Source organism: Crinalium epipsammum PCC 9333 (assembly GCF_000317495.1).
Taxonomy (GTDB): Bacteria; Cyanobacteriota; Cyanobacteriia; order Cyanobacteriales; family PCC-9333; genus Crinalium; species Crinalium epipsammum.
The window spans coordinates 4,605,111-4,627,662 of sequence record NC_019753.1; the positions used below are offsets into that span (position 1 = coordinate 4,605,111).

Consider the following 22,552-nt stretch of genomic DNA (forward strand, 5'->3'; position numbering starts at 1 on the left):
GCATTTAAATTTAATATTACTAGCGAGCGGGACGCTCGCACTACAAGCACTTGATAAGAATCAACAGTTTAATTTAAAGGCACAACAGCTTAGTTATATTAATCATAATTCCACGAGGCTAAAGCCTGTGCCTATATAAATCAAGCCTGTTTATGAAGCGTCTCGATAAATTCAGGATAATTATTCAAATCATCTAAAGACTCTAATGGTGGCATTTCAATCCAATTTGCCTCATTATGTAGTTTGTCTACATAAATATGGAAAACTTCAACATCCTCACGATGCTTTAAAACATAAGCGTGAAATTATTTCCTAGTCATTGCTTGAAAGTTAGGCTTATTCATACTCAATAATTTTAATACAATGCTAAAATTCCCAGGTTGGGATCTTCGTTAAACTGACGGATCTCGCCGTTGTGCGATCGCAAAATTTCCTCAATCTGATTTGTTGAGCAATTACCGCGTCTAATCCAAATGACTTTGGGCGGAAAACCTCGCAAAATACTTAACTCGCTGAAATCAGAATCTCTGGTAACTACAGTAAAATTATTCTGACGTGCGTATTCCCATAATGAGCGATCGTCTGCTTGATCCAATCCAATTGAGTAAACGTGTTGAGAATCTGGATAAATATCAGCAAGACGATTAATCAAACGAGGCGATAAATTTTGATCGAACAACAATTTCATAACTGAATTATTAATGTTTGTCGTTCGCGTTCAGCCGCATAACTAAGGCAAGCAATTATATCTTCCTGAGTCAAATAAGGAAAGTCATCAAGGATTTCTTGGTAAGTCATTCCTGAAGCAAGATAAGAAAGTACATCATAAACAGTGATCCGCATTCCACGAATACAGGGTTTACCACCTTGCTTTCCAGGTTCGATTGTAATAATGTTTTGGTACTGCATAGTAATGCTTTAAATAAAGCCATTTCATCTTAACACTTTTATTTGCTAGGAATTGCAAATCCTGATTTATATTAAGAGTTGGGACAACTCTTTTGTTCCTATTGTTCTGTGTGTCTCTGTGGTTCTTTAATTAATAAACTTCTTGCAAAAATGGATTTTTACCTTTTTTGCAAGAAGTTTATTAGCTATCAACTGACTATTAATCTCTAACCCTGACTAACCAACAACGCAACCGGGAAATGTTTTAAAGCTTCCGCAATTACCACTTTGCCGTCAATTTGAATTGTTTGACCTGTAATTGCATCCTTCCAAGTAGAAGGCATTCCTTGTGGTAAATCAATGCGCGTATCACGCCATACTTCGCCTAAAGGATATTCTCCTGGTTGAATGAGTTGTGTTAAAAAGCGGGGTGCGATCGCGATCGCAACTTTACCCTCATACTGTCGCACCAACGCGACAATATTATCCTGAAACTCCCCTGTAGCTTCCAAAGGTAGATAATCACCTTCTTTAAACAAATCGAGATACTGTGTTCTGGCTTCCAGCAATTTATGAGTCAAGAACAATTTAATCCGCGCATCTTCTTTAGTAGAAAGCAATTCAGAAATCAAACTTAATACATCTGTTTGAGCTTTCTGTTTAATATCTTTCAACCAAGATGAACGTAACTCAAAATCAACTGGACGACGGTTATCGGGATCTACTAAACTCAAATCCCATAATTCAGTTCCTTGATAAAAATCAGGAACTCCAGGGGATACACTTTTTAACAGTGTTTGAGAAAGTGAGTTGTAGATGCCATATTCAGCTATCTTTTTAACGAAAGGTTTTAATTCTTTCAAAAACTGATTATCTTTAGAAGGTTTTAATACTTCCTCAACAAATGCCAGACAACCTTCTTCATAAGTATTATCAGGTCTTAACCAAGCTGTATGTACTTTAGCTTCTCGAATCGCTTTAATGATGAAATCTTTCAGGCGAGTAGTAAATTCGGCTTCTTCACTTTCATTGAAAGGAAAAGCACCTATGAGATTTTGATAGAATAGATATTCATCATTGGCATCGGGAACGCTTAAACCAGGTAAACTTTTTTTCTTAGAACTATTAATCTTGCTCCAAGTTTGAATCTGTTGTTGCCATTCTTCAGGTATCTCTGAAATTACATTTAATCTGGTACGGACATCTTCACCACGTTTAGTGTCGTGGGTAGATGTAGCATTCATTTTGTGCAGCCAAATTTTCCTTTGTTCTTGATTGAATTTATGAAAATCGTTAGTAGATATTCCAAAATAACCAGGATGTCCACCGACTTCATTTAAAGACATTAAACGGTTATAGACATAAAAGGCTGTATCTTCTACACCTTTTGCCATCAATGGACCAGTATATTGTTGTAGTCTTAGTACTAAATGATACCACTGGTCTTTATCAGCTTGAGGGAGATTTTCATCAAACTCTAGCAGCAGCAGTTTTTCAAGAAAGTCTAATTCGTTTGCTAGTTGCGGAGTTTTTTCTTTAGCTTCCTTAATTACAGAGGTGATGTATTCTTTGTCTGTGTGCCTTTGCCCATCTTTATTAATGTATGTGCGATAGATAGGGAAGAGGGCTAAAAATTCTGCGATCGCTTTCCGAATACCATATAAAGTAAAATCATTACCCCTTCTGGTTTTATTCGCTACAATCTTCAGTAAATGAGCAAGATTGTCAATATCTCCAGCTAGATTTCGTTCAATAATCAGTCGCTTACAATGGTCGATTACTTGCTCATAAGATTTACCTATTTTAGTAAATCCTTGGTAAAGGTCATCAAACTTCTGTTGATTGTCTTGCTTACAGAATATTCCGTTGAGATAGTTTAAGTAATTATAACCACTGGTTCCTTGAATTTGCCAGTAATCCGGCATTTCTTCTTCTAGTTCTAAAATCTTCTCAACAGTAATATAAACATCGCCCATTTTTTCGCGCAGACGTTCCAGATAATTAGTCGGATCGTAAAGACCATCAATATGATCAATTCTTAAACCTGTAAATTTACCTGATTCAACAAGCTTACCAATTAACTCATTATTGGTTTCAAAAACTTTGAATTCTTGAATTTGGATCGAAATTAGCTCATTTACAGTAAAGAATCGCCGATAATTAAGTTCTTCTGCACCAACTTTCCAATAAGAAAGACGATAAAACTGTTCTGCAAGCAAACTATCTAAAAGATTAAAACTTTCAGAGTTTCCGGCTTCGCCATTAAAATCATTAATGTTGTTATCAATAAATTCCTTTATTTCGGGATTTTGATTATAAAGCTCCCAAAGTAGGTCTTTAACAAACATTGTCTGAGCGTATCTTTCCCTGTTTTTGACTTCTTCCGGGAAGTTTTTAATCAGATAAAGAATGCCAAATAGTTTAATAACATCTGGGTGGCTTCTGCCCAAATGTCTGGTCAACTTATTTAAATTTTGTGTTAAAAACTTCAGATATGATTCGAGGCGGACTGGCAACTTTAAGCTATAGTAATTAACACTAATTCCGCTTTCCTCGTACTGGAGTTGAATTTGACCATTTTCTAAACAATTACCATAAAAATCTCCTAGCATTGGCGCAAGTACTTTGCCTCGGAGATCTTCATAATAATGATTCCAGTCAATATCAAAATAATCGCAGTAAACAGAATTAGGGCCGTTTTCTAATACATCCATCAACATTGAGTTTTGGCTATCATAAGCCATGTGGTTAGGAACAATATCCTGCAACCACCCCATCCCATCCTGCTGAATTTTGCTAACTAAGGATTCAAATTCTTCTTCTGTTCCTAATTCAGGATTTAGTAGGTTTGGATCGACAATATCATAACCGTGAGTACTACCTGCTCTCGCTTTAAATATAGGAGAAGCATAGAAATCGGAAATACCTAATTCTGCTAAATAATCAATGATTTTTTGAGCATCATTAAAGGTAAAAGCAGAATTAAACTGTATTCTATAAGTAGAGGTGGGAATACGCATGGTTAAGTTTTAACTCCTAAGCTTTATGGGGGTTATTTGTGAGTTTCAATGATTTAAGATGAGAACACAGATGAATACGGATAAACACAGATAAACACAGATACAATAAATAATTGCTTGAAAAAGTTAATTAAACTTCTGGATAAAATCAGTTGATTCATCTGTGTTTATCTGTGTCCATCTGTGGTTAATTACCTAAAATTAGACTAATGCAAGAAGTGACATCTGCGTTCATCTGCGGTTAATTAACTATTTACCAAACAAGGCAAAACTCAGAGGCGGAATAGTAAATTCCTGCCCAGAATTTAACTGTTCTGGTAATTTTGCTCCAGCACCAAACCACTTTTCATCAGCAGAATCTAAAATCTTGCTCCAGCTACTATCAGCTACATCAGGTTTGAAGGTGACATCTTGCTTACTAAAATTCATTACACAAAATATCTCACTCTCCTGATTGCCGCGTCGCATTTGTATAAGCTTGTCTGCTTCACTGCAAGATATTTCTAGATTCTGCTTATCCAAGCTTTTAAGCGCAGGAATTGTGCGGCGTAACTGGATTAAATGCTGATGTAATTCTAAGAGAGCTTTATTTTTACCTTCTTGGCGTTTTTCCCATTTCAGGATGCACTGATCAAAGGTTTCTTGGCTAAAGGGGTCTTGAAATTCTCCTTCAATATGAAAGTCTTTAAACTCTTCCTTTCTACCTTTTCTGACTGCTTCTACTAAATCGTGATCTGAGTGACTTACAAAGTATAGGAAAGGTGATTCTTCCCCATATTCTTCACCCATAAATAACATTGGCACATTAGGTGAAAGTAACAATGCAGCAGCAGCTAGTTTTAAAGCGTCGAAGGAAACTAAGTTAGATAATCTTTCACCTAACATCCGGTTGCCAACTTGATCGTGGTTTTGGGTGGCTATGACAAATTGTTGCCCTGGAAAATCTTTAGCATCGTTACCATGATACCGTTCTCTATTTGCCGATAATTTCCATGAATAAACAAAGCTTTCTTTCAATGCAGTTGCTAACTGTTCGCATTTCCCGAAATCTTTGTAATAGCCGATAGTTTCCCCTGTGAGGATTGTGTGCAGTGCATGATGGAAATCATCGCTCCATTGTGCATCCATACTATGACCGCCAAGAGTGCGATCGCGTATTACTCTAACATCATTTAGATCGCTCTCAGCTATGAGATAAAGTTTCCTACCTACCTGCTGAGAAAGTGTTTCAACCCTTTCTGATAGTTCTTCTAAAAAATGTTTTGCTCCCAGGTCATATATCGCATGAATCGCATCTAAACGCAGAGCATCTATGTGACAATTTTCAAACCAATAAAGAGCGTTTTCGATAAAGTAGTTGCGAACACCATCGCTCCGCTTATCATCAAAATTTACCGCCATCCCCCAAGGAGTTTTATATGTGGCAGTAAAGTAAGGTCCATAGTTACTGATATAGTTACCTTCTGGTCCAAAATGGTTATAGACAACATCCATAATTACAGCGATACCTTGTTGGTGACAAGCATCTACTAGACGCTTTAATCCTTCAACGCCACCATAGGAGTTTTGTACTGCAAAAGGATAAGTGCCATCATAACCCCAGTTGCGATCGCCTGGAAATTGCGCCACTGGCATAATTTCAATTGCATTCACCCCAAATTCATACAACTCTCGCAACCGAGGAATAATTGCATCAAAAGAACCCTCTGGGGTAAAAGTACCAACGTGCAATTCATAAATAATCATTTCATCCAGAGGTACACCAGACCATTGATCATCACTCCACTGAATAGTGCTGTGATCAATTACCTGTGAAGCACCATGTACACCCTCTGGTTGAAAATGTGACGCGGGATCAGGTCTCTCAGCATCGCCTTCTAACTTATAAAAATAATGCGTTCCTGGGCTAATACCTTCAGCCGTAACTTTCCAGTAACCTGCCTCATCTTTTTGCATGGGTAGCAGCCGCTCTTGGGGAGCCGTGATTTTTACAGCTACCTCTTTTAATTCTGGAGCCCAAACGATAAATTCACAGCGATTATCACCGAGATAATTAGATCCGATTTTCATATTTAATAGAGCTTGCCCCTGTGCCATAATTTTGTGTTTATCTCCTGTTTAAATCCTTAAAAACCAAAAAAATATCTCCTCGTTATCCTGGATCATACCAGTTAATATGGTGGCGTTATACACACAATCTCAGATTTTAATTAACTAAGATTGTTGAGCAATCAAACGCATTTTTAGGATCTATTACTGCATTTTTCACAGTACGCTTAATAAAAAAGTTAGGCAGTGTAATTCAGCAATATCCAGAGACAATTATTAATTAATCTACTGCAATTTGCTAATGTTGGTTAAATTAATAAAATCTATGATTTACATTAATAATGTCATTACTCAACAACTGTTTGCAGTAGCATTTAATTCGTTGTCAACATCACAAAATGCTGAATTGCTTTGCTAAAAAAAGAGTTTAACTATAATGGCTATTGTTTTCTTCTATCTAAAGGATGGCTTTGTTATGATCAACTACAAATAATTTTTATAGAAATTATCTAATTAACTGATAATTTAAGTCTTTGTCTTCCTAGAGACTACCCAGCACATTTGGTAAACACAGTTATTCTACCTCAAGGATGAATTATATAATTCACGTCTTTACCTGTGCAAATCCTGTACTATATTAAATTGTTTAGTGCCTTGATATACACCATCAATAAAATTATTTACTTATATATTATCGAAATTGCTGCTTTAATGTTTGATAAATATTTAATTTTATTTATTTCATTTAAATGATTTGTAATATATATTCAATTAAGTATACAAATACCTCTATCAAAAAGTTGGAGGTATTTGTATATAGTTTATGTATAAGATGTAATTAATTATTAATTTATCGTTATTTATAAGGTAGCATTCGATAAATCAAATTTCGGTCTATCTTGCGTTGTAATCAATCTCTGCATCAAGGAATATCTTCAAATAATACTTTCTGACAGTGTGACATTTTGAGTTTTTGACTCCAACGAGCTAATAAAAAAGTTAAGGACATATTATAGCAAACAAATGTAATTATTTATACATTTGTTTGCTATAATATGTATTTTTTCTATCCGGTTTAAATATTTAGCCTCCTAAAGACCTCAAAAAATTCAGTATTTTCACGGTAAAATTTTTGAGACTAATGTGAAAAAATACATTAGTACATATAGTCAACTCTCAATTAGTTATGAAAAACAGTATGTCCTTACATAATAGTTAGAATTAATTTTAATACTTATGTGTTTTTACGGTTATTTTTATATATAAAAAAATAAATATACGTTGTGTTTATATAGCATCTTGACAAACGACAATCTATTCACCAATTCTAGAAACAACAATGTATTCATCAAACACAACGGGAATAGTCGCAGATTTAGAATTTCCTGGTAGTCCAGTCCCGCTTCATTCTCAGTTTTATATCGAGCGTCCTCCTATTGAGACTCGCGCTTACGCGGAAATTGAAAAACCTGGGAGTTTACTCCGCATTAAAGCATCGAGAAGAATGGGAAAAAGTTCTCTGTTGCTGCGGGTTATTCATCAAGCTACAACTTTAAACTATACAACTGTAACAATCGACTTTCAACAAGCTGACACCTCTTGCTTCGATAGTTTGAATAAATTTCTACGGTGGTTTTCTATCAATGTGGCGAGGCAACTTAGGGTAGATCCAAATCTAGATGATTACTGGGATGAAGACATCGGCAGTAAGGTAAGTTGTACTATTTACTTTGAAAACTATTTATTAGAGCTACTTGCAACCCCTGTCGTCCTAATCTTAAATGAAGTCAATCGGGTATTTGAGTATCCAACTATTGCTCAAGATTTTTTGGCATTATTGCGATTTTGGCACGAACAAGCCAAGCGATCGCACATCTGGCAAAAACTGCGACTGGTGATGGCTCACTCTACAGAAGTGTATGTCCCGCTTAAAATTGAACAATCGCCCTTTAATGTCGGGTTGCCTCTAAGATTACCAGAGTTTGATGCCCAGCAAGTGCAAGAACTCGCTTGTCGCTACAAATTAAATTGTAGCAACAGGGAGATCGATTCACTTATGGAGATGGTGGGAGGGCATCCGTATTTAGTACATTTAGCTTTTTATCAAATTCACCATCAAAACCTCACACTAGACCAAGTATTGCAGGATGCAACTACCCCAACCGGAATTTACAGCGATCATTTGCGAAGTTGCTGGGTGAGAATACAAAAGCACCCAGAATTAGTTGATGTGTTGCAATTAGTAAAAGCTGAGGAAGGTATTTGCTTAGATCCCTCACTGACATATCAATTAGACAGTATGGGATTAGTGAAATTAACAGGGGATACTTGCCAGTTGTCTTGCAAACTATATCAAATATTCTTTAGAGAAAAAATTTGCAGTGAGCAACCTGTTAATATAAGTCGTATTGGACAACTGGAACAGGAAAATCAGAGACTTCAAGAGTTAGCAAACACAGATGTTTTAACTCAAATCCCGAATCGTCGTGCTTTTGATGAGCGACTGCAAAATGAGTGGAAACGAATGGCGCGAGAAGTTGCTCCTTTATCATTAATTCTTTGCGACATTGATTATTTTAAACATTACAACGATACATACGGGCATCTAGCAGGTGATAATTGCTTGCGCCAAGTGGCTCAATTACTGCATCAAAGCGTGAAGCGTCCCAGTGACTTTGTAGCTCGATACGGTGGTGAAGAGTTTGGTATTGTTTTGCCTAAAACAAATTCACCTGGAGCAATGCAATTAGGTGAAGCGATTAGATCGCGGATTAAAATAGCGATGCTGATGCTTGGTAATTCTGGAGTCACTATTAGCTTAGGTGTTGCCAGCATTATTCCTGATTTAAATAGCAGCATAGATGAATTGGTATTGGCAACAGACAAAGCTTTATATGAGTCGAAGCGACAGGGACGCGATCGCGTAACGCTCAGTTCCATGCCAAATTTTAGAGTTTAAAACAAACTTTGATGCTTTCAAATCATCCCTATCAAGTTGGCGGAAGTCTGCCAACAGATGCCTCTACTTATGTTCAGCGTCAAGCTGACTTAGAGCTATACACAGCTTTAAAGTCTGGAGAATTTTGTTACGTGCTTAATTCTCGGCAAATGGGTAAATCGTCTCTGTTAGTGCAAACGATGCACCAACTACAAGGGGAGGGATTTCGCTGTGCAACTGTTGATGTTACCAGTATTGGTAGTGAAAATGTCACTGCAACCCAGTGGTATCGAGGAGTTGTAGCAGATTTATGGCGCGGATTTAAGTTATTTGGAAAAGTTAATTATAAAAATTGGTGGCAAGAACAAGAAAATATTTCCGATATCCAAAAGTTACATCACTTTATCCGTGATGTTTTGTTAGTAAAATTTCCAAACGAGCAGCTTTTTATTTTTATTGATGAAATTGATAGTATTCTCAGTTTAAATTTTACCCTTGATGATTTCTTTGCTTTAATTAGATTTTGTTATAACCAAAGAGCTATTGATCCTGAATATCAACGGCTTACCTTTGCGATATTTGGTGTTGCTACTCCATCGAATTTAATCCAAGACCGCAAACGGACTCCTTTTAATATTGGCAAAGCGATAGAGTTACAAGGATTTCAGTTAGAAGAATGCGATCGCTTAATTCAGGGATTAGCTACCCAGATTGACAATGCCAAAGCTGTATTGCGAGAAATTTTAGCTTGGACAGATGGGCAACCGTTTTTGACTCAGAAATTATGCGATTTAATTTGGAATTTAACCCAAGAAATAGTTGACAAAAAGCTGACGATTCCCCCAGCTACAGAGTCATTTTGGATTGAAAGCTTAGTGCGCGATCGCCTGATCAATAAATGGGAGTCCCAAGACGAGCCAGAACACTTAAAAACGATTCGCGATCGCTTGCTAGTCAATGAGCAAAGAAGTAGCAGATTATTGGGAATTTATCAAAATATCTTGCGAAATACTGAAGTTGTTAGTGACGACTCACAGGAACAAACTGAACTGATTTTAAGTGGCTTAGTTGTCAGGCGTGGCGGAGTATTGAAGGTCAAAAATCGCATTTATCAGGAAGTTTTTAATCTCACATGGGTTGAGAAGCAATTAAGCGCAATCCGCCCTTACTCACAATCTTTTGATGCCTGGATAAATTCAGAACAAAAGGATGAATCACGGCTATTACATGGTCAAGCTTTAAATGATGCTCAAAATTGGTCACGCGGTAAAAGTTTGAGCGATTTAGACTATCAGTTTTTAGCTGCTAGTGAAGAAAGCGATCGCCAAAAAGTACAACGCACTTTAGAAGCAGAAAAACTCAAGGAAGTAGAAGCGCGTCTGGTACAAGAGCAGAAAAACACTAAACTGCAACAAATTTTATTAGGTGCAGTGAGTTTAGCGTTACTTGTCTCCTCCGGTTTTGCGGGAGTTGCTTTCTGGCAATATCGCCAATCTACTATTAGCGAAAGGCAAGCCAGAATGAGCGAAATTCAAGCACTCGCCTCTTCTTCAGAAGGACAGTTTGCATCTAATAGACAGTTAGATGCAATGGTTATTGCTATTAAAGCCAAACGCAGACTGCAAAACTTGAAAAATGTAGATGCTAAAACACTCGCACAAGTAGAAGCGGCTTTACGACAAGCTGTTTATGGCACTAATGAATTTAATCGTTTAATCGGTCATCGGGATAGTATTTTGACTGTCGATATTAGTCCTAGCGATCGCTTAATTGCGACTGGTGGCGGTGACAGAACTATTAAACTGTGGCAGCGAGATGGGAAGTTACTTAAAACCTTACAGAATAATGCTACCGTGTATCGTCTGGCATTTAGCCCTGATGGTCGCTTTATTGTTGCTGGAGGCGTAGATGGCAATATAACGCTATGGAGTATTGGCGGTACTCTGATTAAAACTTGGAAAGCACACAAAGCACCTGTTTGGGGCATTGCTTTTAGTCCTAATGGTCGTCTAATTGCCTCGGCGAGTGGGGATGATACGGTGAAATTATGGTCAGCTACCAATCTGGGAAATGTACCGTTAAATACGATTTTTAGCAAATGTTAGTTGTTCTGCTAACAAGAGCGCACGATCATATTCTTCTTCAGTTTCAATAATCTTAGGAGCAACTTCCGCTATCAAATTGGCATAGATGGTGTTGTCAAAAGTAAGGGTCATTTTTCCATTTCCCCTTGTCATATTCTGCATGGGTTAGAAAGTATTTATACTATACAGTTTGGTTTTCATAATCAATGCCAACAATCAGTCTATAATCATTTCCTTTAATATTAAAGACAGTGAAATTTCCCACCGCTTCAGCATCTCGATAGATCTTACGAATTTCTTCTAAGTTCTGCCATTCAGCATTTTTTACAACTGTATTCCAGTTCTCAATTTGTTTCTGAGCATCTGGATATTGAGCAACATCAGCACGAAGGTTGCGAATAGAAATAAGGTGCATGAATTAATTTTAGGTTCATAAATAAAATGGTTAACCCGTATAGTACCCGTATATGTATATTATTATCTTATGTTGAAACGTATAGTGTCAATCGCAAGAAAGCTTAGAAATTTAGGCTCATACCAGCACAAATAGAGAGCAGTGAAGATTCGTCTCACTGTTCTCTATTTCAGATGTCTGTTACCGAACTGAATATTATCGCCCAATTGTGCTGATTAGGCGATCGCACTTACCATTTTTGGCGTTGCTGACTTTGGGTATGATTTCTATTTGTTGGCGATCGCTAAACTATTAAATAACCAATACTTCAGATTGTTAAATTTTTATTTTCATACCTTGATTCAGCAACGCCCCATTTTTTTCTTTGCAAGTGAATCACCTGTTTGGTGGTCATACCAGTGAATACTCTCTGGTGGTATGGCTAGTGTAATTCGCTCATTACTCCAAGGTTGATCTAAGGGTACTAAAGCCCGCACAGTAGGTGAGTTTCCTTGGGCATCATCAACTCGCACACTAATTAAATAGTGCATTCCTAAATTTTCTACCAAAAATACTTTACCTGTTACAGTTTGTGTATCTTCTAATCTAGCAATACGGACATTTTCAGGACGGATTCCTAACACTACATTAGGTAGTACACTGTCTACAAATCCTGGTAATGCTATACCAAAATCACCTAGCATGGCGTTACGCCCTTCACAACGCAGAGTTAACAAATTCATCTGCGGACTGCCTACAAATCCAGCAACAAATTGAGTAGCTGGATGGCTATAAATGCGTTCAGGTGAATCTAATTGCTGGACGTATCCTTGATCTAACACAGCTACTTTAGTAGAAAGCGTCATAGCTTCTGTTTGATCGTGGGTAACGTATACTACTGGAACACCTTGCGCGGCGAATAATTCTTTGATATCTGCTCTAACTTTTTCACGTAGCAGTGCGTCTAAGTTACTTAAAGGTTCATCTAATAAAAATACATGGGGACTGCGTACTAAAGCACGACCAACAGCTACCCGTTGCCTTTGTCCTCCAGAAAGTTGACCAGGTTTGCGACTCATTAAACCTTCGTCTAAACCTAAAACTCTAGCTGCTTCTGTTACTCGTCTTTTAATTTCTTCACTAGCAACTTTTTTAAGTTTTAATCCTGAACAAAGATTTTCATAAACGGTCATGTGAGGATAAAGGGCGTAGCTTTGGAATACCATTGCAATATTGCGATCGCCTGGTCGTTTATTAGTAACATCCTCACCTCCAATCATAATTTGACCGCGTGTTACTTCTTCTAAACCTGCAATTAACCGCAATGTTGTAGATTTACCGCAGCCAGAAGGCCCTAACAAAGTCAAAAACTCATTATTCTCTACAGTTAAACTAATATCTTTAACTGGGATAACTTTAGGAGAATATGTTTTATTTAAGTTGATTAGTTCTAGTCTTGCCATGATTTTTATTAGTGAATAACCAGAAGGTTAATATTTTGGTTGCGAAAGTTGGTTTTTTAACGCAAAGTACGCAAAGGAATTTTTAAAATTTATCCCTCGCCCATTATCCTTTAACAGCACCAGCCGTTAAACCTTGGACTATCTTGCGTTGGAAGAATAGTACCAGTAAAACTAAAGGTAATGTACCTAAAACTGTTGCTGCTGCAATTGGGCCATAAGGAATTTCAAACACTGATGTGCCGCCTAACTGTGCAGCAGCTACCGGAATAGTCTTCATCTCCTCACGGGTAATAAATGTGAGAGCAAAGATAAATTCATTCCAGGCAAAAATAAAGGTAAGAATTCCAGTTGTTACCAAAGCTGGTACTGTCATCGGCAATAAAATTTGGGTGAACATTTGCCAAGTGTTATAGCCATCAACTTTGGCAGCATCTTCTAAATCTTTTGGTAATTGTTCAAAAAAGCTGCGTAGTACCAAAATTGTCAAGGGTAAATTAATGGCAGTGTAGGGAATAATTAGTGCTAGATAATTATTTGCTAACCTGAGAGTTTGGATTATTTCTAGCAATCCCAAGAACAACAAAATGCCAGGAAATAAAGTAATAATCAGAATTCCTGCCAGGATAGCTTTGTCACCCCAAGGACGTAACCGTGCTAAGGCATAAGCAGCAGGCGCACCCAAAGCTAAAGATACGGCTGTGGAGGTGATTGAGACAAAAGCACTATTGAGGATATAACGCCAGAAGGGACGACGCACGAATAACTCAATGTAGTGATTGAGGGTAAATCGTGTGGGGAAATAAACAGTCGGTAGCGCCGAAATATCCTCATTTACCTTAAAGGAAGTGAGGACTTGCCACAAAACTGGCGCTAGGCAGAAAACAACCACTAACACTACTACTATCGGTAGCAAGATCGATTTTATGGAGAAGTTTATTTTTCTTGGCGGAGTAGGAGTTGATGCTATTGGTTCAGTAATTACAGTCATGGCGATTTGAAATTATTTATGGACTTAATCAACTCATCAAATCAAAACAATTAAATAGTTTTGGTATTGTGGTGGCGACTTCTGTTTAGTAAAAAACTTGCGATCGCCACAGCTAAAATTAACAACAAGAAAGTCACTACTACTAATGCTGCACCATAACCAAAATCTAAGTAGCGCATCACGGTAGAGTAAATATATAGCGATACAACTTCCGTCGCACCACCAGGGCCACCACCAGTCATCACAGCAACTAAATCGAAAATTCCAAACGCTTGAGCAAACCTAAATAATACGGAAATTAAAACTTGTGGCATCAATAAAGGCAGTGTAATTTGACGGAAACTCTGCCAAGGACTTGCACCATCAATTGCATGAGCTTCATATAAATCTGATGAAATTGATTGCAACCCAGCTAATAGCAAAATGCTAATAAATGGCGTAGTTTTCCAGACATCCGCAAAAATTAGAGCCAACATTGCTAACGTCGGATCTCCTAACCAGTTAATCCCTGTTTTAATTAAACCCAAACGCAGCAAAAGATCATTTACTACCCCAAATTGGTCATTAAAAATCCATGCCCAAGCTAAACCAATCAAAGCGGTAGGTAATGCCCAAGGTAAGATGGCAGTTGTACGGACTAAACTACGCCCTGGAAATGATTGATTTAAAACCAAAGCAATTCCCATGCCCAGGAATAACTCAATAACTACGGATGCTGTGGTAAATATTGCTGATGTAGTAAAACTTTGCCAGAAACGACCATCGCCAACCATCCTTCCATAATTTTCTAAACCAGAAAAAACTGGTTGTAATTCTGTTCCTAAGTTTTTAGTAAATAAACTTAACCAGAATGCTCGTCCAATCGGGTAGGCAAAGACAAACGCAAGTAGGACTAATGCTGGAATTAGTAATATCCAAGCTGTTCGCTGTTCTCTTGCTCTGATGGTATCCGTGTGCGTCATAGGATTTGAGATGGCGGATAATGAGAGTGAAGATTTTAAAGAACGCAGATAAACCGCAGATTAACGCAGATTAACGCAGATATTTTGTGGCAGTAACAAAAGTTTTGCTAATAAAACTTAGGTATTGAGTAAAAATCATTTCCTTTAGAGCCTCAAACCCTTGTCATTAAGTTATCGTGCGTAAGTTTTAGCTAACTGTTTTTAGGCTTTACCTGCATTCAGCAGTCGCCGTGTTTCGTCAGCCGCAGCTTTCATTGCTCTTTCTGGAGTCATCCGATTAGTTAGTGCGGCGCTGAGATAGCGTTGTAAAATGTCGGATGCTTGGGAATATTGAGCAATTGGCGGACGCAAAACAGCACTATCTACTACCTCTAAGAGTTTGGGATAGTGACCGTATTTAGCAACAATTTCTGGATCTTTAAATAAGTCCCTGCGGCTAGGAACATAACCCGCACTTAAAATAAATTGCTTTTGCGCTTCTTCACTTGTGAAATATTGAATTGCTTTCCACGCTTCTTCTGGATGTCTAGATGATTTGGCAATTCCTAAGCCCCAACCACCTAAGCAAGCACCAGATTGTTCACCTGGGGCGTGTACCATTGTGGTGATACCGATTTTGCCTTTAATTGCTGAATCAGGTTGATTAGCTAAAGGCCAAACATAAGGCCAACTTCTCAAGAATGCAGATTTTCCACTTTGAAAGAAACGGCGAGTTTCTTCTTCTTGGTAGGTAGTGACACCAGGAGGCGAAACGCCTTCTTTGATGGTATTTTTCAGAAATGCGATCGCATTTAATGTCTCTGGTTTATCCAAACCCACTTCCAAATTCTGCGGATTTACCCAAAATCCTCCATACCCTTGCATAACTTCGATAAACATCGCCACCAATCCCTCGTATTGGCGACCTTGCCAGACGTAACCCCAATCAATTTTGTCATCCTTCTGCAAAGCTTGGGAAATTTCCATTAACTGCTGAAACGTTTCTGGTGGCTTATAACCTGCTGCATCTAGTAAATCTTTCCGGTAATAAAGCATTGCAGCATCAGAACGAATCGGCATCCGGTACAACTTACCTTCGTAAGTTCCTCCTTCCACATCTTTAGGCGAAAATGCTGCCAACTCTTTTGGAGTAACTTTGTTAGTTAAATCTAGCAACCACCCAGCCGCAGCAAATTTCGGTGTCCAGATGACATCCATATTTACTAGGTCATAAGGAGAATCACCCAGTAAAAAAGAGGAACTATAAAGGTCTTCTAGTAAATTCGTTGCATTCGGACCTTCAACAATATTGATCCGAATACCAGGATTTTTTTCTTGAAAATCTTTCACCAGTCCCTGTTGCCAAGGTTGAGCATCAGGCGCGGTCATTAATAGATTAAGCGTAACTGGCTGCTGGGTTAGGGCTGGCAGGATGAATACTAACCCTAAGAACACTAACACTAATACACCCAGGCGGTGTACTAATGTCAGTTTCCGCAATAATTTTTTGGCTTTATTAACCAGCTTAGAAAATAACATGGATCATGCAGGTATTAGGAAGAAAAAACAAATTCAACACAATAACGTATCATTAACTAAATTCAACACATGACGAACTTGGGGTTACACCCCAAGCCGTTGATCAACACCAAAAATAAAAATCTATTTCAAGCCTGAAAGTTAGCTGCTATTTAGGAATTATCTATCAGCAGCAATTCAGGCTTTAAAGCGCCAAAATTTAGCTTTCAAAATTTAAGCTTATTATTTAATTTTTGAAACTTGCCACTTCCTAAAGATATAAACAGCTTTTATTAAAATGTTCTTTGTTTCTGAATAATTATTAATCATAAAAATAAGATAGTAAACCAATAATTTATTATTCCTTATTAATTTGTTACAAAAAACAATAAACCGAGGGCGATTAGCGGTGAATCTGCTACCTATGGTTTAAATGGTGGTAGAGGAGTATCCTCGTTTCCAGGTTCAACCTGGGAACAAGTTCATCAAGGCTCTGCCTTTTTCAAACAATATGCTACAATTAAAATTACTAAATACATAAAATTAGCTATGGCTAGACAACTTAAACGTTGGGAATCTCCCCGCAAAGAGGGAAGAAACGACAAAGGCAAAGGCGGTTCTGCACGGCAACGACAACTCAAAAAACAAGCTCAAATGTTGCGGAAAAAGCTCAAAGGAGAGAATAACGCAGAAAATAACAAAGATGCAAAGAGAGGGAAGGTTAACTTCCCTCTCTTTTTTTTAATAGACGCATCATAATTATAGCGATTGATTCTTTAAGAGTTTTATAGTAGTTAACTGGCGAACAATATAGGAAAGTTGGGACAATTTTAAGGCAGTCATTTGTTAAACAATAAGGTTAGTCGGTAAGCAATGCAGGTAAAACTTCAATAAATTTTTCTGCTAAAGCATTACCCAATTCCTTCGGTTCCAACTTATGCAACCCACCCCCATACACACGACCCTCACCCATCAACATCTCATTAGAAATCTGATTAAGCGCCTGCCACACCTGTTTTAGCAATTCTGGTTTATCTGAAAGTGCTTTAGCTACAGAGGGTTTAGGATATAACATCAAGTAAACATTGGTAGCTGTCGCCATTGAATGATTCAAGATAAATCGAAAAGGTCTACCTCTACCACTAGATTGACGACCCATATAGGTGCAGAGGAAGGGGGAAGGAGGACGCTTTTCCTGAGCATACCAGGGAGAGCGATGCTTGCAGAGGTAGCGATCGCTAATTCCTTGCTCTACCCCCATCTGCAAATATTCCCAAAGCGACGGATATTTTATTTTCACAGCAGATAAAGGTAAATCGCACGCTAATAGAAATAGTTTGCGATTGAGAAGAGGATTTCCCTCACTATCCGCTTCAATTTCATCAAATGATAGAACTCTTGGGCTGGGCAAAATTGGTTTTAAAAACTCAAACGGTAGTTGGTAACTATTAATTTGGTTGGGTGTAAGTATAAAAAACTGATTAGCTCCTGTTGCCAATCCTCTTTTAATCGTGAATAAATCAGATAACTTTAGTGACTTAGAAGTAGAACCATTGCCATTATAAACTAACCCAAACCGAGTCCACTTAGTTTTTTCACGTAGTTCTTTCAATAAAACTATCTGAGAAATATTAGGTTTTGTCAGGCTGCCACCATAGGTAAACTCAACAATATGATTAGCTGGTGGTTTGGCTTTTTTAAACCAAACAACTGCTGACGATACCAGTGCATCTTCAAACTGCACATCAATAGGATCAAAACGATGAATTCTGAGCAAAGTAACGCGACTTAGCAAGTATTCCTTCACTTGCTGTCCGTAATTCACATCCATAAATCCGCTAGGAATTAGCCATCCGGCTAGACAATTCTCAGCCATCCACGCATCCGAAATACACAAAAAATGGCAGTAAAAGCTAGCTAACTGGCTGAGTTTTATTCCTGATATTTGTTCTGTTAACAGTTGCAGTCGTACCTTTTCAACCCTACTCAAATGATGGTGTCGAACATAGGGCGGGTTGCAAATCAGCAAATTAGCTTTTCCTTGGTCAGAATTAGGAGGTGTAGTCTGAGTGAAGTCAGTGATATGTAACTGTAGGGAAGTGTTCTTCCAAAGCTTTATAGTTTCATCCCCATAGTGGGGGTCAATTTCGTATCCGACTGCTTTAGTAACTTGTGAGATAGGAAATTGCTGCAATAATGCTGAGTAAAAACAGCCAGTGCCGAAAGCTGGGTCAAGAAAATTAATTTTGATATCTGATGGTAGTAGCGTCTTGGCATATTTCACAATATCTGAAGCCAGAGTAGTCGGTGTAGCAAACTGACCCAACTTATTACGCTCAGTTTGAGTCTTCGCTTCGTTAAGTCGCTGGTTCAGGAAAGCCCGCGCTTCTTCATTGGCTTTTGTTATTGTCATAATCCAAATAGTGCCAAGTCATCAATCCGATGTTCCCATAACCAGTCGATACCCTCCGCAGCTTCATAGCCCAAGTAACCACTGTCAAAATAACCGCAAAGGAACAAAATAAACCGAACATTATCGCCGTAGTTACTTTTTAATTGAGCAATTTTAATCGCTTCTTCTTTGCGTCGCTTATTGGGATTAGTATAGTCCCCTGCTGATTTTGCCTCAATTAACAACGGTAACTGACCAAAATTGGATTGAAGCGGCATGACTACAACATCAATTGGGATATTAACTTGCTTGCTGCCTCCCTGTAAAAGTACCGGAATATTCAGGCGAAACGCAAAAGTTCCAGGTTGGATTCTCTCAAAACTTAACCCAGTTCCTGCGCCAATGTATGAGTAACCACGTTGCTCCAACCATTGCCTGATTGTAGCAAGCTGTCTACGCTCCTGAGCATTACGAATAATCGGGTCAGATACCGCGCCACAAAGACGGTCAGCAACAATGGTAGCTGCTCTATGAACTTCTGCATCAGTAGGCGGTTGCCTAGTATCTAGCCAAGAGAAAATGTCTTTGTCGGTCAGCCGCATAATAATTTGACTGATTTTCATCAGTTCAGCATCAAGAGTGGCACTATTCATCCTGGGTGGGAGGCGCTGCTGCTCTTCCATATTTTTGACAAGGTTGGGCGATACTCCAGCTAACCCGATCAGGCGATCGCGAGCAATAGGCGGTGCTGCCGCCATGCGTAAAATGGGCAACACGGAGGGATGCTGTCGCAGTACATCTGGGGTGATGTTAGTGAGATTAGTTGTCCACTGCAATGCTGACTCGACTTGAATAGTAGTAGAAAGGCGAGTGTCGCGGTAAGCTTGAGGAGCAAATTGCATAAACCAACTATTGTAGAAGTCAACTGAGTGGGCTATATCTAACTTCCACAAGTGCGGTTTATCTGCATTTACTGGCACTACTTCACCTCCAACTCCGATTTCGATCAGAGAATTGACCAATTATGGCGTAGCTTGCGCGGAGCGCCAATCCCCAATCAGCAGTTTCTTCCCAAGCTAACTACTTAGAAGTTTTTGGCATCATCAATCCATCGTATCGCCAAACATTAATTAACTGATCTAAGCCACCAGTAGCCAGTATTTTGCCATCAGGACTAAAAGCAACAGAACTCACCCAGTCTGAATGTTGAGTTAACCTAGTTATCCTTACACCGCTTCTCAAATCCCAAAGTCTTACACCATCTCGACTAGAACTAGCAAGAGTTTGTCCATCTGCAAGTGTAAGGGATGGTAGGTTTCATAAATTTAATTGAATATTTGGGCAGATAGTGTGGGCAATTAGATGATCTGGCGGTTGTTCTTCCCAACCATAAAGTAATCCTTGCAGATCTGCCTGGAAAATTTCTAAAGATTCAATTTGAAAAGCGATCGCTTCTAACTTAGCTTCTAAATGCTCTTTTACTGCACCACAAGGCAATTGACCTGAATCGTGGATGTTTAAAATTTCCTGAATTTCAGTCAAGCTGAGTCCTAAAGATTGAGCGCGTTTAATAAATGCCAATCTATTGAGGACTTGGCTACTAAATAAACGGTATCCTGATTCGGAACGTTGAACTGTGGATTTTAACAAACCAATATCTTCGTAGTAGCGAATAGTTTTCACTGGTATACCACTACGAATGGCAACTTCGCCAATTTTCAGCAATGTAACAGAAACAGAAACCATTTTGATTGGCTGCGCTAGTTGAATTAAATTTAGCGGGGTGGTTGGCGCTTATGCTCACTTAATACTGGTAAAGCAGGACTAGAAGAGGTAGAAGTGAGAAAATATTTGGGTTGTTTTTCGGGTGCTTCTATTTCGTACTGCTGAGTATGCCACCAACGCAGTGCGATCGCCACTCCTACTGTAGCTATACCAAAGCTTAACAAAGACCAGCTTTGATCAACTCCGCCAATTACCGCATCTACAGAACCAGCAATTAAGATAAAGCTGGAAATAGGTTCCTTACGGTAAGTGGATCTTAAAAACCGAGTCCATAAAACATTCATTCTAGTTACCACTATTAGATTAATCTACGATTATTCTGTGATCTACAATGGTCTAATTACCATTTTCGGCTCACAAATCTTTTAAATACCAGCACTTAGCACTCCCCCTCACTTAGATGATGGGAGTGCCTCAGTTGTTTCACGTTATTCTGCCTTGTACTAACCAAATTTGCTACTGCAAACCTAGCCAAGATAGCACCCCTTTACCTGTAATGTATTCAATCACTAGCATAATAGTAAAGCCAATCATTGCAGCCCGACCATTTAAGCGTTCTGCATAATCGTTAAAGCCAAATTTGGGTTCTTCTAATTTAGGAAGTGTCGTTGGTTGGGGTGTGGTCATCTAGTCTGGGATTTTAGTTACAAAGTGTTACTATCTAGATCTATTTTGTCTTATTTTATGCCTCTTAACCAGATGTCAACGGCAAAATAGACCTTCAGCAGATAATTTTCATAACGAAAATAGGCGATCCCAGCCTCTATTGATTAAGCTAGATACAGGACGAATGGGTAATCGAGAGGTATCCAGATGGAAATTGGCGTTCCCAAGGAAACTAAAGATCAAGAGTTTCGGGTGGGGTTGAGTCCTAGTAGCGTGAGAGTTTTAAGTGAAAGAAGTCATTCCGTGTTTGTAGAAACAAACGCTGGTAATGGCTCGGGTTTCACAGATCAAGATTATATCCAGGCAGGAGCTAAGATTGTTGAGAGTGCGGCTGATGCTTGGAATCGAGAATTGGTGGTGAAAGTAAAAGAACCACAGACTCCAGAATTCCACTTTATGGAGAAAGGTCAGTTGTTATTTACTTACCTGCACTTAGCCGCAGCAAGGAATTTAACAGAGCATTTAATAGATTCTGGCATAACTGCGATCGCCTACGAAACAGTTGAGTTACCAGATGGCAAACTGCCTCTCCTAACTCCCATGAGTATTATTGCTGGGCGTTTGGCTGTGCAGTTTGGAGCGAGGTTTCTCGAACGTCAACAAGGAGGACGAGGCGTACTTTTAGGAGGAGTTCCAGGGGTTAGACCTGGAAACGTGGTAATTTTAGGCGGCGGCGTAGTTGGTACTGAAGCTGCAAGAATGGCAATTGGTATTGGTGCGAGAGTTCAAATCTTAGATGTCAACGTAGAAAGATTAGCCTATTTAGAAACACTATTTGGCTCTAGAGTAGAACTGCTTTACAGTAACTCATTACACATCGAAGCACTTGTACCAGATGCAGATTTACTAATTGGTGCAGTATTAGTTTTAGGTCGGCGTGCGCCTATTCTTGTTGACCGTAGTTTAGTCGAAAAAATGCGTCCTGGTTCAGTAATTGTGGATGTCGCAGTAGATCAAGGTGGATGTATAGAGACATTACGAGCGACTTCTCACACTCATCCTATATATATAGAGGAAGGAGTTGTACATTATGGCGTACCAAATATGCCAGGAGCAGTACCTTGGACAGCCACGCAAGCTTTAAATAATAGTACTTTACCCTATGTATTAAAGTTAGCTCATCATGGAATCAAAGCTTTAGAAGTTGATCAAGCTTTAGCTAAAGGTGTGAATGTACAGCATCATCGTATAGTTCATCCTGCGGTGCAAGAAGTGTTTCCTGATTTAGCTGCGTAGCGAGTAAAACTGAACTTACCCCATATCTTCGCTCCTCGTTCCCAGGTTCAACCTGGGAACGAATTTATCGAGGAACCCCGCCTCATAGTAACTGTAGCTAAAAAAAATGGTTTAGGGGGTAGGGTGTAGGGACATTCTTAACAACCCTATCTCCTATCAATGTATATTACCTTTCATCGGTAATATTATG

Annotated in this window: 19 protein-coding genes and 2 pseudogenes; 4 read left to right on the forward strand and 17 right to left on the reverse strand. The window is 38.7% G+C overall.

The genetic code is table 11. The annotated features are described in order from the left end of the window. Positions 1–140: 140 nt before the first annotated feature. The 5 genes and pseudogenes from CRI9333_RS28420 to treZ all read right to left on the reverse strand — a co-directional run. Positions 141–287: pseudogene (locus tag CRI9333_RS28420) on the reverse strand (DUF6887 family protein); the annotation flags it as partial. Between the two features lie 68 nt (positions 288–355). Beyond that, entirely contained in the window at positions 356–688 is a 333-nt protein-coding gene (locus tag CRI9333_RS19965; protein ID WP_015204974.1) for a DUF5615 family PIN-like protein, read from the reverse strand. Next, on the reverse strand, positions 685–909 hold the full coding sequence (locus CRI9333_RS19970; protein ID WP_015204975.1) for a DUF433 domain-containing protein: 225 nt from the start codon (positions 907–909) through the stop codon (positions 685–687). The genes CRI9333_RS19965 and CRI9333_RS19970 overlap by 4 nt, the downstream gene beginning before the upstream one ends. A 206-nt stretch (positions 910–1,115) precedes the next feature. Next, on the reverse strand, positions 1,116–3,908 hold the full coding sequence (gene treY, locus CRI9333_RS19975) for a malto-oligosyltrehalose synthase (protein ID WP_015204976.1): 2,793 nt from the start codon (positions 3,906–3,908) through the stop codon (positions 1,116–1,118). Positions 3,909–4,157: 249 nt separating this feature from the next. Then, a complete protein-coding gene (treZ, locus tag CRI9333_RS19980) occupies positions 4,158–5,978 on the reverse strand; it encodes a malto-oligosyltrehalose trehalohydrolase (protein ID WP_041226849.1) in 1,821 nt (606 codons plus the stop codon). A 1,318-nt stretch (positions 5,979–7,296) separates the two neighbouring features. Between treZ and CRI9333_RS19985 the strand changes: the two genes are divergently transcribed. Further along, a complete protein-coding gene (locus CRI9333_RS19985) occupies positions 7,297–8,916 on the forward strand; it encodes an AAA-like domain-containing protein (RefSeq protein WP_015204978.1) in 1,620 nt (539 codons plus the stop codon). 11 nt (positions 8,917–8,927) lie between these two features. After that, on the forward strand, positions 8,928–11,000 hold the full coding sequence (locus CRI9333_RS19990; protein WP_015204979.1) for an AAA-like domain-containing protein: 2,073 nt from the start codon (positions 8,928–8,930) through the stop codon (positions 10,998–11,000). Here CRI9333_RS19990 and CRI9333_RS25900 read toward each other — a convergent pair. The 6 genes and pseudogenes from CRI9333_RS25900 to CRI9333_RS20015 form a co-directional block, all read right to left on the reverse strand. Continuing rightward, positions 10,974–11,111 (reverse strand): hypothetical protein, encoded by a 138-nt coding sequence (locus CRI9333_RS25900; RefSeq protein WP_198013585.1) that lies wholly within the window; start codon positions 11,109–11,111, stop codon positions 10,974–10,976. The genes CRI9333_RS19990 and CRI9333_RS25900 overlap by 27 nt on opposite strands. Then, positions 11,095–11,394: pseudogene (locus CRI9333_RS19995) on the reverse strand (type II toxin-antitoxin system HigB family toxin). Before CRI9333_RS19995 ends, CRI9333_RS25900 begins: the two are co-directional and overlap by 17 nt. 341 nt (positions 11,395–11,735) lie before the next feature. After that, positions 11,736–12,836: an ABC transporter ATP-binding protein gene (locus tag CRI9333_RS20000; RefSeq protein WP_015204982.1), complete on the reverse strand. Its 1,101-nt coding sequence runs from the start codon at positions 12,834–12,836 to the stop codon at positions 11,736–11,738. 103 nt (positions 12,837–12,939) lie between these two features. Continuing rightward, positions 12,940–13,824, reverse strand: coding sequence for a carbohydrate ABC transporter permease (locus tag CRI9333_RS20005; protein WP_015204983.1), 885 nt, complete (start codon positions 13,822–13,824; stop codon positions 12,940–12,942). A gap of 50 nt (positions 13,825–13,874) precedes the next feature. Continuing rightward, positions 13,875–14,786 (reverse strand): carbohydrate ABC transporter permease, encoded by a 912-nt coding sequence (locus CRI9333_RS20010; RefSeq protein WP_015204984.1) that lies wholly within the window; start codon positions 14,784–14,786, stop codon positions 13,875–13,877. A gap of 201 nt (positions 14,787–14,987) precedes the next feature. Beyond that, positions 14,988–16,304: an ABC transporter substrate-binding protein gene (locus CRI9333_RS20015; protein WP_015204985.1), complete on the reverse strand. Its 1,317-nt coding sequence runs from the start codon at positions 16,302–16,304 to the stop codon at positions 14,988–14,990. A 528-nt stretch (positions 16,305–16,832) separates the two neighbouring features. Between CRI9333_RS20015 and CRI9333_RS20020 the strand changes: the two genes are divergently transcribed. Beyond that, positions 16,833–17,042, forward strand: a complete 210-nt coding sequence (locus CRI9333_RS20020) for a hypothetical protein (RefSeq protein ID WP_015204986.1) — start codon at positions 16,833–16,835, stop codon at positions 17,040–17,042. Between the two features lie 100 nt (positions 17,043–17,142). Here the strand turns inward: CRI9333_RS20020 and CRI9333_RS20025 are convergent, their stop codons facing one another. From CRI9333_RS20025 to CRI9333_RS26935, 6 genes are all read right to left on the reverse strand, one after another. Next, positions 17,143–18,696, reverse strand: a complete 1,554-nt coding sequence (locus tag CRI9333_RS20025; protein WP_015204987.1) for an Eco57I restriction-modification methylase domain-containing protein — start codon at positions 18,694–18,696, stop codon at positions 17,143–17,145. Beyond that, a complete protein-coding gene (locus tag CRI9333_RS20030; protein ID WP_015204988.1) occupies positions 18,693–19,655 on the reverse strand; it encodes a XamI family restriction endonuclease in 963 nt (320 codons plus the stop codon). The genes CRI9333_RS20025 and CRI9333_RS20030 overlap by 4 nt, the downstream gene beginning before the upstream one ends. Positions 19,656–19,755: 100 nt before the next feature. Next, positions 19,756–19,917 carry a WD40 repeat domain-containing protein gene (locus tag CRI9333_RS26250; protein WP_083890036.1) on the reverse strand — a complete coding sequence of 54 codons (162 nt, stop codon included), beginning with the start codon at positions 19,915–19,917 and terminating at the stop codon, positions 19,756–19,758. 75 nt (positions 19,918–19,992) lie between these two features. Further along, positions 19,993–20,421 (reverse strand): heavy metal-responsive transcriptional regulator, encoded by a 429-nt coding sequence (locus CRI9333_RS20035; protein WP_015204989.1) that lies wholly within the window; start codon positions 20,419–20,421, stop codon positions 19,993–19,995. Between the two features lie 29 nt (positions 20,422–20,450). Further along, a complete protein-coding gene (locus CRI9333_RS20040; protein WP_015204990.1) occupies positions 20,451–20,744 on the reverse strand; it encodes a hypothetical protein in 294 nt (97 codons plus the stop codon). Between the two features lie 172 nt (positions 20,745–20,916). Next, a complete protein-coding gene (locus CRI9333_RS26935; protein WP_015204991.1) occupies positions 20,917–21,087 on the reverse strand; it encodes a chlorophyll a/b-binding protein in 171 nt (56 codons plus the stop codon). Between the two features lie 186 nt (positions 21,088–21,273). On the opposite strand from CRI9333_RS26935, the gene ald reads away from it, so the two are divergent. Beyond that, on the forward strand, positions 21,274–22,362 hold the full coding sequence (ald, locus tag CRI9333_RS20050) for an alanine dehydrogenase (RefSeq protein WP_015204992.1): 1,089 nt from the start codon (positions 21,274–21,276) through the stop codon (positions 22,360–22,362). Positions 22,363–22,552: the final 190 nt, after the last annotated feature.